Source organism: Nocardia sp. NPDC003979 (assembly GCF_053605015.1).
Genome location: NZ_JBSGIJ010000013.1, coordinates 140327 through 152357, shown reverse-complemented (window position 1 = coordinate 152357; position 12031 = coordinate 140327). Strand labels below are relative to the sequence as shown.

Annotated in this window: 11 protein-coding genes; 2 read left to right on the top strand and 9 right to left on the bottom strand. The window is 68.9% G+C overall.

The window, feature by feature from the left end:
* The first annotated feature begins 4 nt into the window (after positions 1–4).
* Both ACWEVR_RS24845 and ACWEVR_RS24840 read left to right on the top strand, forming a co-directional pair.
* Complete coding sequence (locus tag ACWEVR_RS24845; protein ID WP_452468922.1) at positions 5–643, top strand: TetR/AcrR family transcriptional regulator; 639 nt, start codon at positions 5–7, stop codon at positions 641–643.
* A 90-nt stretch (positions 644–733) separates the two neighbouring features.
* Positions 734–2119, top strand: a complete 1386-nt coding sequence (locus tag ACWEVR_RS24840; protein WP_452468921.1) for a lipase family protein — start codon at positions 734–736, stop codon at positions 2117–2119.
* Between the two features lie 73 nt (positions 2120–2192).
* On the opposite strand, the gene ACWEVR_RS24835 is transcribed toward ACWEVR_RS24840, so the two are convergent.
* From ACWEVR_RS24835 to ACWEVR_RS24795, 9 genes are all read right to left on the bottom strand, one after another.
* Positions 2193–2759, bottom strand: coding sequence for a GTP-binding protein (locus ACWEVR_RS24835; RefSeq protein WP_452468946.1), 567 nt, complete (start codon positions 2757–2759; stop codon positions 2193–2195).
* Between the two features lie 19 nt (positions 2760–2778).
* Positions 2779–3210, bottom strand: coding sequence for a DUF742 domain-containing protein (locus tag ACWEVR_RS24830; RefSeq protein WP_452468920.1), 432 nt, complete (start codon positions 3208–3210; stop codon positions 2779–2781).
* Complete coding sequence (locus ACWEVR_RS24825) at positions 3207–3635, bottom strand: roadblock/LC7 domain-containing protein (RefSeq protein ID WP_181697719.1); 429 nt, start codon at positions 3633–3635, stop codon at positions 3207–3209. The genes ACWEVR_RS24830 and ACWEVR_RS24825 overlap by 4 nt, the downstream gene beginning before the upstream one ends.
* 15 nt (positions 3636–3650) lie before the next feature.
* Entirely contained in the window at positions 3651–6740 is a 3090-nt protein-coding gene (locus ACWEVR_RS24820) for a sensor histidine kinase (protein ID WP_452468919.1), read from the bottom strand.
* A 559-nt stretch (positions 6741–7299) separates the two neighbouring features.
* Entirely contained in the window at positions 7300–8325 is a 1026-nt protein-coding gene (locus ACWEVR_RS24815) for a hypothetical protein (protein WP_067644546.1), read from the bottom strand.
* Between the two features lie 47 nt (positions 8326–8372).
* Positions 8373–8870, bottom strand: a complete 498-nt coding sequence (locus tag ACWEVR_RS24810; protein ID WP_452468918.1) for a hypothetical protein — start codon at positions 8868–8870, stop codon at positions 8373–8375.
* A gap of 23 nt (positions 8871–8893) precedes the next feature.
* A complete protein-coding gene (locus ACWEVR_RS24805) occupies positions 8894–9658 on the bottom strand; it encodes an alpha/beta hydrolase (RefSeq protein WP_452468945.1) in 765 nt (254 codons plus the stop codon).
* Positions 9658–11085: a TerD family protein gene (locus ACWEVR_RS24800; protein WP_452468944.1), complete on the bottom strand. Its 1428-nt coding sequence runs from the start codon at positions 11083–11085 to the stop codon at positions 9658–9660. Before ACWEVR_RS24800 ends, ACWEVR_RS24805 begins: the two co-directional genes overlap by 1 nt.
* 51 nt (positions 11086–11136) lie before the next feature.
* Positions 11137–12003 carry an NAD(P)-dependent oxidoreductase gene (locus ACWEVR_RS24795; protein WP_452468917.1) on the bottom strand — a complete coding sequence of 289 codons (867 nt, stop codon included), beginning with the start codon at positions 12001–12003 and terminating at the stop codon, positions 11137–11139.
* Between the last annotated feature and the right edge of the window lie 28 nt (positions 12004–12031).

The following is a 12031-nucleotide window of genomic DNA, read 5'->3' as shown; positions in this document are numbered from 1 at the left end:
TGGGGTGACATCTGGGCGGACTCGGCACAATTACACCGGCACTTCGGTCGCCGAGCGGCAGGTCGAGCGTCGTGCGCTGTTCATCGAGGCCGGGCTGACCGTCTTCGCGGAGAAGTCGTACGCCAACAGTTCGCTCACCGATGTGTGCGCGGCGGCCGGGCTGTCGCGGCGGCAGTTCTACGAGCAGTTCGCCGGTCGGGAGGAACTGCTGGTCGCGGTGTACGACACGGTGCAGGGTAGGGCGCGGGACGCCGTGCTCGCCGCGCTGGCGGCGGTCGGCACCGACGACCTGCGTACCCTCATCGAAGCCGCGCTGCGGGCTTACACGACGGCCATCACCGACGACATCCGGGCGGCCAAGGTGGCGTTCGTCGAGATCGTCGGGGTGAGCGCCTCGGTCGAGGAACACCGGGCTCGGGTCCGGGATCAGTGGGGCGAGGTGGTCGCCACCGTCGCCACCGTCGCGGCCGCGCGCGACGGCGTGCGCACGCCGCCGGGCGGTTGGCGGATGGCGATGGCGGCCTTCATCGGCGCCGTCAACGGCGCCGTGCACCAGTGGAGTCTCGACGACCCCCGGCCGCCCGTCGACGATCTCGTCGATGTCTTCACCACCCTGCTCAATGCCCTGACCTCGCCCGCGTAACCCGCATCTGATTGCGATCCACACCACACCCGTGCCATAGTAGCCGCCATTGAGACGAAGGCGTCTCAATTCCTGTGAGGACTGTGCACGATGAGATCTCCCCTGATTCCGCGCTGGCTCGCCCTGGCCACCAGCGTGCTCGCGGCGGCAACGGTGGTGGCGGCCGGTCCGGTCGCGGCCGAGCCGACGGCGATCCCGCCCGCCCCGGTGATTCCGCTGCCGCCCGAGCTCGACCCGGGTTTCTACCTTCCGCCCGCCGATGTGGTTGCGGCGACCGAACCCGGCGCGATCATCGCGGCCAGGCAGGTCACCGTCGCCGACTTCGGCGTGCTTCCGGTCGAGGTCGACGCATGGCAGGTGTCCTACCGCTCCAACAACAGCCGCGACGAGGCGATCCCGGCCGTGGCCACGCTGATCAAGCCACGCGGACAGGCGATCTCACCCCGCAAGCTGCTCTCGGTCCAGCTGGCCGAGGACTCGACCGCAGGCTATTGCGCGCCGTCCTATGCGCTGCAACATCTTTCGGTCGCGCCGGTCGCCGGACAGATCGTGGTGCCCGCCGAATTCCTGTTCGCGCAGGCGGCGCTGGCGCAGGGCTGGGCGGTCGTCGTGCCCGACCATCAGGGTCCGTACTCGGCCTATGCCGCCGGGCCGCTGGCGGGTCGGATCACTCTCGACGGCATTCGTGCCGCGACCGGATTCGCGCCGCTCGAGGTGGGGCCCGACGCACCGGTCGGCCTCTACGGGTACTCCGGCGGGTCGATCGCGACCGGGCACGCCGCCGAGCTGCACGCGAGTTACGCACCCGAACTGAACATCGTCGGCGCGGCCGAGGGTGGGGTCGGCGCGGATCTGGGTGCCGCCCTCACCATGGCGAACAACCAGCTCACCTCCGGCCTGGTCTTCGCCGCCGTGCTGGGTCTCACTCGCGAATACCCTGATTTCGCAACCTATCTCGATCAACGACTGAACCCGCTCGGCAGGGGGCTGATGGCGGTCAAGTCGCCGCTGTGCGTGCAGTACCAGTCGGCACTGCTGCCGTTCCTCGACCTCACCGGCATGATCGGTTCCGACGGCAACCCGCTCGACGATCCGCCGGTGGCGGCCATGCTCGACGACACACGCATGGGCAAGTCCGTCCCCGATATGCCGCTGTTCCTATGGCATTCCGCGTGGGACGAGATCCTCCCTCTCGCCGCGACAGACACCCTGGTCGACACCTACTGCCGGGACCCGAACACCTCCCTGACCTACACCCGCGACCACGCCAGCGAACACATCGTCGCCGAGGTCGTCGGCGGACCCGCCGCACTGCTCTGGCTGCGCGACCGGCTCGACGGCATTCCTGCCGCACCGGGCTGCACCACCTCCGACGCAGGCACCATGGCCGCCACTCCCGGCGCCCTGCCCTTCCTCGGGGATACCCTGTCCGCCAAGTTCGCCACCTTCTTCGGAGCCCCGCTGGGCAGCCGCTGAGGCATCGAGTGTCGTGGCGGCGCGTGCCATACGCGCCGCGCAATGCCCGTGCCCACCGCTCCGCCGACCCTGCTCAGCTGACTTCCAGGTGGCGGGGCAGGGCGCGGTGCAGCAGGACCTGCTCGAGGAGTGCCACGAGGATGTCGCGCACCGAGTCTCGGTCGCGGGCGTCGCAATCCAGAACAGGGATCCAGTCGTCGAGGCCGAGGGCTTCGCGGACTTCGGACAGGTCGAAGTGTGGTGTGTCCGGGAAGCGGTTGACCACGACGACGAACGGGGTGTTGTGGTCTTCGAAGTAGTCGAGGACGGGATAGCAGTCTTCGACGCGGGCGGTGTCGACCACGATCACCGCGCCGAGTGCGCCGTCGACGAGGTCGTCCCACAGGAAGACGAAGCGGTCCTGGCCCGGGGTGCCGAACAGGTACAGGATCAGCGAGCGGTCGAGGGTGATACGGCCGAAGTCCAGCGCGACCGTGGTCGCGGTCTTCTCGGCGTGGCGGCCGGGGTTGTCGACGCCGATCGACACTTCGGTCATCGCGGCCTCGGTGACCAGCGGCTCGATCTCGGAGATGGCGCCGATGAAGGTCGTCTTGCCGACGCCGAAACCGCCGCTGACCACGATCTTCACCGATGCCGGCATCGACGCCGCGATGCGTGTTTCAGAGTGCGCGGACAAGGTCGGTGATCCTTTCGATGGCGGCGGTCGTCAGCTCGGGCGCGTCGCGCACGGTCACCTGACCGGCTGCGGCCAGGTCGCTGACGATCACCTTGGCGATACCGGCCGGAATCCGCAGGGCGGCACCGATTTCGGCGATGGAGTGGGGATGCTGGCACAACCGCACGACGGTGTGCTCCTCGAAACGCAACGGTGCCGACAGGGCCGAAGGTGCTGCCACGACCAGGGTTTCGAGGCGCAGGCCGTCGAGGACCGGGACCGTGCGGCCCGAGGTGACGACAAAGGGGCGAACGAGCCGATCGTCGTCGGTGTCGTCGGCCGGCCGGGCAACTGGTTGCCCGGCGCTCCAGCTCGTCGGCTGGTTCAGCGGGACCATGCGTGGGTCGGGCAGGCGTGGCCGATCGGAATCCCTCATCGGCGCAACGTCTCTCGCAGCTCACCGATCAGCATCGGGTCGAGCAGGGCGCCCGCTCGTTCGGCGAGCACGGCCATCTCGTAGCCGACCAGACCCACATCGCAGCCACCGTCGGCGATCACGCCGAGGCAGCTGCCGTCGCCCAGCGCCGAGACGAGCAGGAAGCCGCGCTTCATCTCGATCAGGATCAACTTCAGGCCGTCGAAGTCGTAACTGCGTGAGGCACTTCGGGCCAGGCTGGACAGTCCGGACACCATGGCGGCGAGCCGATCGGCGCCCGTACGGTCGAGACCTTCCGACATGGCGATGAGCAGGCCGTCCGACGAGACGGCGACCGTGTCGCGCACCCCGTCGGTGTTGCGCACGAAGTTGCCCAGCAGCCAGTTGAAGGTGTGCGGGTCGGCGGTCGGGAGGTGGGTGGTCACCGTGGCTCCTTGCTGTCAGCGGATCGGGTCGTCTTCGCGTGTACCGCTACCGCTTTCGTGACCGGTGCGGAACGCGGCGAGCATGCTGCGGGTCTGGTCTGGAGTACGTTCGGCGACCTGCGGGCGGTCGTGCAGCGGGGCTTCGCGGCGGGGACGGTCCGAAGGTGTGGCGCGTTTGGCGCGCTTCACGAGGCCGTTGCGGGTACGTTCGACCGGCGCTCGACCAGTAACGTCGAGGTCACCGCCCACCCCGTCGCCCCGAGTGTCGCGCGGTTCCGGCGACAGGTTGAAACCGCTCCGGGCGGTCGCGTCATCGTTTCCTCGCGTTGGGGCGACACGGGCCGAGCCGTTGCGGGTGCGGTCCATGTCGATCGACGCTCGACCGAGCGCGTCGAATGTGCCCTCGGCTGCGAAACCGGCCTGTCGGGCAAGGGAACCGGCCGATGCCGCCGCGGTGCCGACATTGCCGGTCCGAGCAGTAGGCCCACCAGCGGCACGAGAGGGCGTCCCGCGGTTCGAGCCGTTGGAACCGGGCGTTTCATCGACGTAAGACGCTGTACCGGTGAGGAATTGAATGTAGGGCGAGGAGACGACAGGGGAAGCCTGGTCGGCGCCGGGCGGATCGGCGGGAAGAACGACGGGGTGCTGGGCCGGGTGGTGGCCGTTCAGCGGATCCACTCGTAGTTGTCGGCCATCATGCTGATCGAAGTTCGGCAGCGGCGTGCCGTTCGGCGTCGGCGCCGAAATACGGGCACCCTGCTCATCGAGATCCGGCACACGGACACCGTTCCGGCCCGGCTCCGAGCGCCGGGCACCCTGCTCGCCGAGATCCGGCACACGGACACCGTTCCGGCCCGGCTCCGAGCGCCGGGCACCCTGCTCGCCGAGATCCGGCACACGGACACCGTTCCGGCCTGGGTCCGAGAGCCGGGCACCCTGCTCGCCGGGGACCGGCACACGGGCACCGTTCCGGCCCGGCTCCGAGTGCCGGTCGTCGGGGTGACGGGCCCCCTCCCGATCGGACGCGTTGTGGCCGGCATCGCGCCGAAGGGGTTCCGGCACGCGGCCGGCTCCGCTCGCCGCCATCTGTCCCCGGTTGTGCCGCGCATCGTCGGGCGAACCGTTGGCGTCGCCATCCTGGCTATCCGTGGACTGTCGCCCAACTCGAGCACTGCCGGAATCGCCACGCCCTGACGAGCTTTCGTCCATGATCAGGCTCGATGGCAGCAACAGCCGGGCGACGATGCCGCTCACCGGTGAGGTGTTGAGTTCCACTTCTATACCGAGACGGCCGGCGAGGCGGCCGACCACGTAGTGGCCGAGGTAGCGGGTGGAGGCGACGATGAAGTCCTGCTCGCCACGTAGGCGGGCATTGGCTTCGGCGAGTTGTTCGGCGGACATGCCGACGCCGTGGTCGACGACCGCGAGCAGGTACCCGCCGGCCACTTTGCGCCCGTAGATCTCCACTTCGAGGTCGGGTGGGGAGAACGCCAGACCGTTCTCGATGAGCTCCGCCAGAGCGTGCGCGAGTTCGCTGACCACCGCACCGGTGATCGCGACCTCGTCGACGCGACGCAGCACCACCCGCCGGTAGTCGTCGACCTCCGAGAGCCCCGCCCGGATGACGTCGGTGAGCGCGATCGGTTCGGCCCACCGACGCGGGCTCGCCTCACCGACCAGCACTAGGAGGCTTTCGGCATTGCGCCGCATGCGGGTGGCGAGATGGTCGAGTTCGAACAGGTTGGACAGGGTTTTCGGGTCGAGTTCCTCGCGTTCGAACTCGCTGATGAGGCCGAGTTGTCTGCGCACGAGATTCTGGTTGCGCCGGGCCAGGTTCGCCATCGACTCGGTGGTGTTGCGCCGCACCAGCGCCTGTTCGGAGGCGAGGTCGAAGGCGGTGCTCTGCACGCGGTCCAAAGCGCCTGCGACAGCACCGATCTCGACACTCGAGCCCGGTGGGGTGCGGACGGGCGCGGGTGGGTCGGGGCGGGTGTCGGCGGATCCGCGCCATGCGGCGATTACTTCGGGCAATCGGGTGGAAGCCACGTCGTCGGCCTCGGCCGCGAGCTCGGCCAGGGGTCGCACGATGGCCCGGACACTCGCGAACACCAGCGCGACCTCGGCGGCGACCGCCAGCAGTGCGGCAAGGGCGAAGGCGGCCAGCACGATGGCCGCGGTGCGGCGCAGGTCGGCGGCGCGGGCCCGCACATCGTCGCCGACGGCCTGCTGCACGGTGCGCTGTGCGTCGATCACCTCGGTCATCTGCGACCACCACACCGCCGGGTCGACCGGAACGGTCAACGGTCCGGCGGTGGACGCGATGGCGGCGTTCTCCGATTCCGCTGCCCGCGTGGCACTTTCACCACCCAGGACGGCGGCGAGCCGGTCGCGCTGCGCCGGCGTCGCCTCGCGGTCGAACTGGGTGAGCGCGGCGGTGCGGGCCGCGCGGATGTCGAGGAATTGGACGTACTCCCCCGCCACGAACTCCCCCGCCGCGAACACACCGTTGAGGAAGCCACGTTCGCGAGCGGTGAACTCCTTGGCGTCACCCAGGGCGTAGAGGGCTTGCAGGCCGTGGCGCACGGCGGGATCGCGGGCCTGATCCAGGCCGAGGGCGAGCCGGTTGAGCGCGTCGATGCTGTCGGAATAGAACTGGAACGCGGCCTGTCGGGAAACGGTCCTGGTGTCGATCTGTGACCGGACGCCGGGCAGCCCGCCGAGCTGACCGAGCGCCGAGCGCACCTCCCCCGCGCCGGGTGGGTCGGCGGTCAGCGCGGCACTCAGGATGCGCAGCGCCGCGTCGGTGGCGGGACGCTGGTCCCCGACCGCCTGCACCAGCCGCGCGTCACCGCCGAGCAGACCGTTGCTGAGCCCGCGTTCGCGCTGCACCTGGTGCACCAGATCCTGTGCGGCCAGGGCAACCGCGACCGCGTCCACGGTCTCCCCGCTGCGCCGGAACGCGGTGATCTGGGTCGACATCGTCACTCCGAGCAGCACGAGCACGAGCACCAGCGACACCGCGAGAATCCGGGCGAGCTGCCCGGAAATGGTGCGCGGCCGGATCAGCCCGCCACCCGCGGCCCGCCGACGGGAATGTGAACGCACCACCTGCTCCTCTGAAACGCCACACGCGGTATTTCGCGGCGGCCCACCGAAAGTCAGGTGTCAACTTGCACTGCCCCGGGTGCACGGTCAATCCGGGACAGCGTAAGAACGGGATTCGTGCATTGATCTCAACATGCCGGAAACGAACGGGGCCCTCTGTGTCGGAAAGCTCACCGCTCCCACCGTAATTCGGTGACGGATTCGTTCGATGTCCGACTTGTTCCGCACAATTTTCGCTGTGACGCCACCCACATTTCCCGAGCATAAAGACGAGAAGACTTGCGGTGAACCGGATAAGAACGATAACCGTCCACCGCGATAATTCGGGCAATTCGCCGAAATTGCCGCAACGCCGCCGCTGCCACATCCTTCCGCGCTCCGGGCTCGCCCGGTGCCGGTAGTGGTCGACCGAGATCAGGACGGCACCTACTGAACCGCGATCGAAGCGGCAGCGGTCTCCTCACCCGAGTCACCCCTCGCCAGGCACCTCGTCGCCGAAAGCCTCGTGCGGCTGGAAGGAACCTTCGCCCTTCGCCCCGCTTCGCGTGAGGATCGACACTCATTCCCCGGCGAGAATACCGAGGACCTGGTCGGAGTAATAGAAGGGTTCGAGGCGTTCGCGCAGGAGTTGGGCGAGGACGCCGTTGCGCTTGGCCGCTTCGATGACCGCAGGGCCGTAGCGCAGGATTTCGGTGCTGATGTCGTCGGCGTTCAGGCCGAGTTCGGGAAGCATCGAGGAGAGGGTGTGGTCTGCGTAGCGGGTGTAGAACACCTCGACGCATTCGCGGACCAGCAGGCCGAAGTATTCCTTCTCCCTGGTGGTGACCGCGATTTCGTAGCAGATCTGGACCAGTTCGTTCAGGTCCTTCTGGGTGAGGTATTCGCGCAGGCCCGCCACCGGTTCGTCGGCGTGCAGGTCCCAGAATTCCATCGCCGCCGAGTGCACGGGGGCGTCGCGCAGCATGTCGCGGATGGCGTTGTTGGTGCGCTTGAGCGCGAACAAGGCGCCCTTGCCCGCGAGGTCACCGACGAAGGTGCTGTCGGCGGCGACCTTCTTGGCGCGGTTGGCCGCGGACTGGCCGAGCGACATCAGCGAGGACACACCCGGAATCTTCTCGGCGCGTTCCCGATTGGCCTGCATGAAGTCGCCGATCAGCTTGTCGACGAAACGCGACGCGACGGTCGCCACGAGCGGGCTCTCGGTGAGCCGGTCCAGGATGCGTTCCTGGGCCTGGTGCATGCCGAAGATCTTCTCCAGCAACGCTTCCACCGGCTCGCGGTCCACGACGTCGCCGAGGGTGTAGTCGGTGTTGGTGGCGATGTGGTCGTAGATGGCGTCGGAGAAGACCCCGACCGTGTCGGCGATGACCGGCGAACCGCCGATGCGGTCGAAGACCCGCGCCACCGTCTCCTCGCCGTCGGCCAGGGAGACCACATCACCGAAGCGGATGGTGTCGCCGACGGCGAGTACAGCCGCCACGTCGCGGGCGATCACCTCGGCGAACCGTTCGCCGGTCACCTCGCCGAGCAGGTAGTCGACCTGCGCGTCGAGCAGTCGTTCGGCGATCTGGCGCGCCTGCGTCATGTATGTCCACCCATTCACGGTTGTCGCTCGGTTGGGAGGACGCGAGGCTAGGCGCCGGAATCGTTGTCCCGCATCGCCTTCCGGATCTGATCCAGACGCTCGCGCGCGGCCTTGCCCCGCGCCTCCCATTGTTCGTCGGCGCTGCGGCCCGCCGGAGTCTGCCGGTCGAGTTCACCCATGCCCTGGGCGGTGCCGAAACGCTGCTCGACCTTATCGCGAACCGCGTCGAATGTCGGCACTCCAGAAGTGGAATATCCGCCGGTCACAGCGTTCGCGGCGGGTCCGGAACCCCCGAGCGGTACCGGCGGTACCGCATGACCATCTCCGACCTGCTCGGATGCCACCGGCTCCGCGTCGACGATCTCGGCCTCGGTGTCGAGCATCACAGGTGGGCCGACCTCGGCATGACCGGCCTCCACCTGAGCCAGCGCGGCGGCGACGGCGCCGAGCCCCGGCCTGCCCGACACCGCCGCGCGCAGCAGCGATACCAGTTCGGCGTCGGGCAGCGCGGCCAGCCGGCCGAGGATCTCGCTCGTTTCGCTCATACCGCCAGGCTACGCAGCCGAGCTCACCTGTCGAGGAACTCACTCCACTGTGCGATGAGCTGTGGCCAGCGCGGTCCGAGCGTGTCGATGACATCGTTGTGGCCCGCCCCGGGAACCACGATCAACTGCTTGGGTTCGTTCGCGGCCGCATACAGGCGTTCGGCATGGCGCAGCGGCAGCAGTTCGTCGTGTTCGCCGTGCATCATCAGCACCGGCACCCGCAGCGCGGAGATCCGGCGCAGGTTCGGGTAGGCGTCCGGAACCAGCGGTGCGGGCAGGAACGGATAGACCGAGCGGGCGGCGTCACGCATACCGCTGAAGGTCGACATCAGGACCATGCCCGCGGGCGGGTGCTCGCCCGCCAGCTCGAGCAATACCCCACCACCGAGCGATTTGCCCAGGTAGACGACCCGTGCGGGGTCGACCTCCGGCTGCTCGAGCAGGGCGGTGCGCGCCGCACGCGCGTCCAGGTAGGTGCCGTGCTCACCGGGGGCGCCGCCGCTGTGCCCGAAACCTCGGTAATCGAAGGCGAGCACGTCGAAACCGGCGGCGACCAGCAGCGCGATGATCGACACCCGGTCACCGATGGTCCCGGCGTTGCCGTGGGCGTAGAGGATGTGGGCGCGCGGGCGTTCGGCACGCACGAACCAGCCGTGCAGATCGATGCCGTCGGCGGTGCGCATGTGCAGATCGCGGTAGTCCAGGCCGAGCGCGGCGGGCGTCTGCGTGAGGTGCCGCTCGGGGTGGTAGACCAGTGCGTTGAGCACCCTGGTCGCCGGATGCCGCATCACTTTCCGCGTCCCGCTTGAAAACCGAAGTCCCAGTTGTAGAGTCGCGCGATCTCCATCACACCGCCACCCGGCTGACCGGCTGGTGGCCGGACGAAGACACCTTCGCGGCGCACCACGAGTTCACCGTTCACGTTCTCGAGCACCGCGAGCACGGCGTCACGGGAGTTGTCGGTGCACCCGTCGAGTGTCATCTCGATCGGTGCCGAGTTCACCGGGTGCAGGGTGACGGTGGCGTGGACGTTGCGGAAATCGCTTGCCCCGTCGTAGATCGAGGCGAACACGAGGATGCGGCGGAAGAACCGGGTGTAGTCGAGATTGATCGACAGGTTCTCACCGGTGATGCTCGCGCCGGTGCGGTCGTCCTGGTCGAGGTGGATGAACGGCGGTTCGTAGAGCGCGCCGAAACGCCGATCCAGCGCCCGGACGGACCCGATCGCGCCGTTGACCAATTCGAAGAAACAGCACAGGTCGAGATCGATGTTCTTGCCGCGCAGTTTGCCGAAGATGCGGCCGGTGGCGGCCATGGAGGTCCAATTGAGATTCACCCGCATCACACCGCCGGTGGCGCCGTGCTTGGTGAGCGAGACGCTCGGGGATTCCTTGGTGAGGGAGACTTTCGCGAGGTTCACCGGGGCTTGCCCGGATGGTGTTGCCGGCGAGGGGAATTGAGCGCCCGGATGCGGTTGGTTCGGCGCGGCGAAAGGTTGTCCCGGCGGTGCAACCTGCCCGGGCTGGACCGGTTGTGGTTGGCCCTGGGGTGGCGCGTAAGGCTGGCTGGGCTGGACCGGTTGTGCTTGGCCCTGCGGCGGGGCGTAGGACTGGGTCGGTGGCGGTGCCGGTGCCGATTGCTGCGGTTGAAAAGCGGGAGTCGGCCGGCTCGGGGGCGGGGTGAAGGGCTGGTCGACCGGGGCATCGTCGACAGTGATGCCGAAATCCGTTGCGAGCCCGGCCAGTCCGGTGTCGTACCCCTGACCCACCGCGCGGAACTTCCACGCACCCTGACGCCGGTACAGCTCGCCGAGGACGAACGCGGTCTCGGTGGTGGCGCCGGTGCTGTCGAATCGGGCGACCTCTCCACCGGTCGCCGCGTCGAGCACCCGGATGCAGAGGTCGCGGAACTGGCTGAAGGTGCCGCCGTCGGCGGAGGCGGCCAGCACGATCTTCTCGATCTGCGGTTCCACCTGCGCCAACTGCACCGTCAAGGTGTCGGCAACCGCGGGGCCCTGGCGTTTCCCGACGTGGCGCACCGCCCCGGAGGGGTGCACCGCCTGGTTGTAGAACACGAAGTCGTCGTCGGAGCGCACCTTCGTCCCGGCGAGCAGCAGGGCGGACGCGTCCGCGTCGGGCACCCCCGGCCCCGCCTGCCAACTCACTTCGACCCGGACCTCGGCGGCGGGCACCACGACATTGGCGCCTTTCATCATCGACACGCTGCCAACCTATCCCGCCCCGCCACCGGCCCACCACCGGTCCGGCTACGGCTTGGCGAACTCGGTGATGAGCACCGGGTACTGCTCGGCGCCGTGACCGGCGGCGATCGCCCTTTCGGCCATCGCCTTCAACAGTTTCGGCAGCTCCGCGTTCACCCCGAGCGCTTCGCACTCCTCGACGAGGTGCGCCATCGACGCGGCATCGGTCGACAGGGCCGCGACCTCGGCGGGATAGGCGCCGTTGTCGACCTGCTCGGCGTATCCGGGCAGCCAGGTCGCCACGCCGGTGGCGATCTGCGCGGCGAACGGCGCGAAGGTGCGTGCGTCGACATCGGCGGTCCGCAGCATCGCGGTGCCCTGCAACCAGGCGTTGAGCACGCTCCACATCATGGCCAGCCCGGCGCCGTCGTAGAGGGCGGCCAGACCGTGATCGGCGCCGAGATGGGTGACGGTGCCCAGTGCCGCGAGTACCGGCGCGGCCGCGTCGAAGTCGGCCTGCGCGCCGCTGTGCAGGAGGACGGCGTCGGCGGTCCCGATCACGGGCGGAACGGCCATGATCGCGCCGTCGAGATACCGGGCGCCGCGCTGCTCGGCCCAGCGGGCCGCCGCCCTGGCCTGGGCGGAGTCGCCGGAGGTGAGGTTGACGACGATGGTTCCGGCCAGGTCGGCCTGCTCGAGCACCGCGTAGACCGCCGGGTAGTCGGTCAGGCAGACCACGATCACCCGGCCGGCGTGCACGGCGTCGGCGACGGTGTCGGCGTGCCGGGCGCCGCCTGCGACCAGCTCGTCGGCGGCGGAAGGGGTGCGGTTCCAGACGGTGGTCGGGTGCCCGGCGGAGAGGAAGGCACGGGCGAGCGCCCGGCCCATCAGGCCCAGGCCGAGAACGGTGACGGGAGTGGTTGTTTCGGTCATGGCACCATCGTCAACGTTGATACCGGTG

What these genes read in the sequence shown, in the direction of transcription:
- ACWEVR_RS24805 (WP_452468945.1), bottom strand. Translation starts at nt 9,658, where the DNA reads ATGCGGCATCCGGCGACCAGGGTGCTCAACGCACTGGTCTACCACCCC.
- ACWEVR_RS24840 (WP_452468921.1), top strand. Translation starts at nt 734, where the DNA reads ATGAGATCTCCCCTGATTCCGCGCTGGCTCGCCCTGGCCACCAGCGTG.
- ACWEVR_RS24795 (WP_452468917.1), bottom strand. Translation starts at nt 12,003, where the DNA reads ATGACCGAAACAACCACTCCCGTCACCGTTCTCGGCCTGGGCCTGATG.
- ACWEVR_RS24815 (WP_067644546.1), bottom strand. Translation starts at nt 8,325, where the DNA reads ATGACGCAGGCGCGCCAGATCGCCGAACGACTGCTCGACGCGCAGGTC.
- ACWEVR_RS24800 (WP_452468944.1), bottom strand. Translation starts at nt 11,085, where the DNA reads ATGATGAAAGGCGCCAATGTCGTGGTGCCCGCCGCCGAGGTCCGGGTC.
- ACWEVR_RS24835 (WP_452468946.1), bottom strand. Translation starts at nt 2,759, where the DNA reads ATGCCGGCATCGGTGAAGATCGTGGTCAGCGGCGGTTTCGGCGTCGGC.
- ACWEVR_RS24810 (WP_452468918.1), bottom strand. Translation starts at nt 8,870, where the DNA reads ATGAGCGAAACGAGCGAGATCCTCGGCCGGCTGGCCGCGCTGCCCGAC.
- ACWEVR_RS24830 (WP_452468920.1), bottom strand. Translation starts at nt 3,210, where the DNA reads ATGAGGGATTCCGATCGGCCACGCCTGCCCGACCCACGCATGGTCCCG.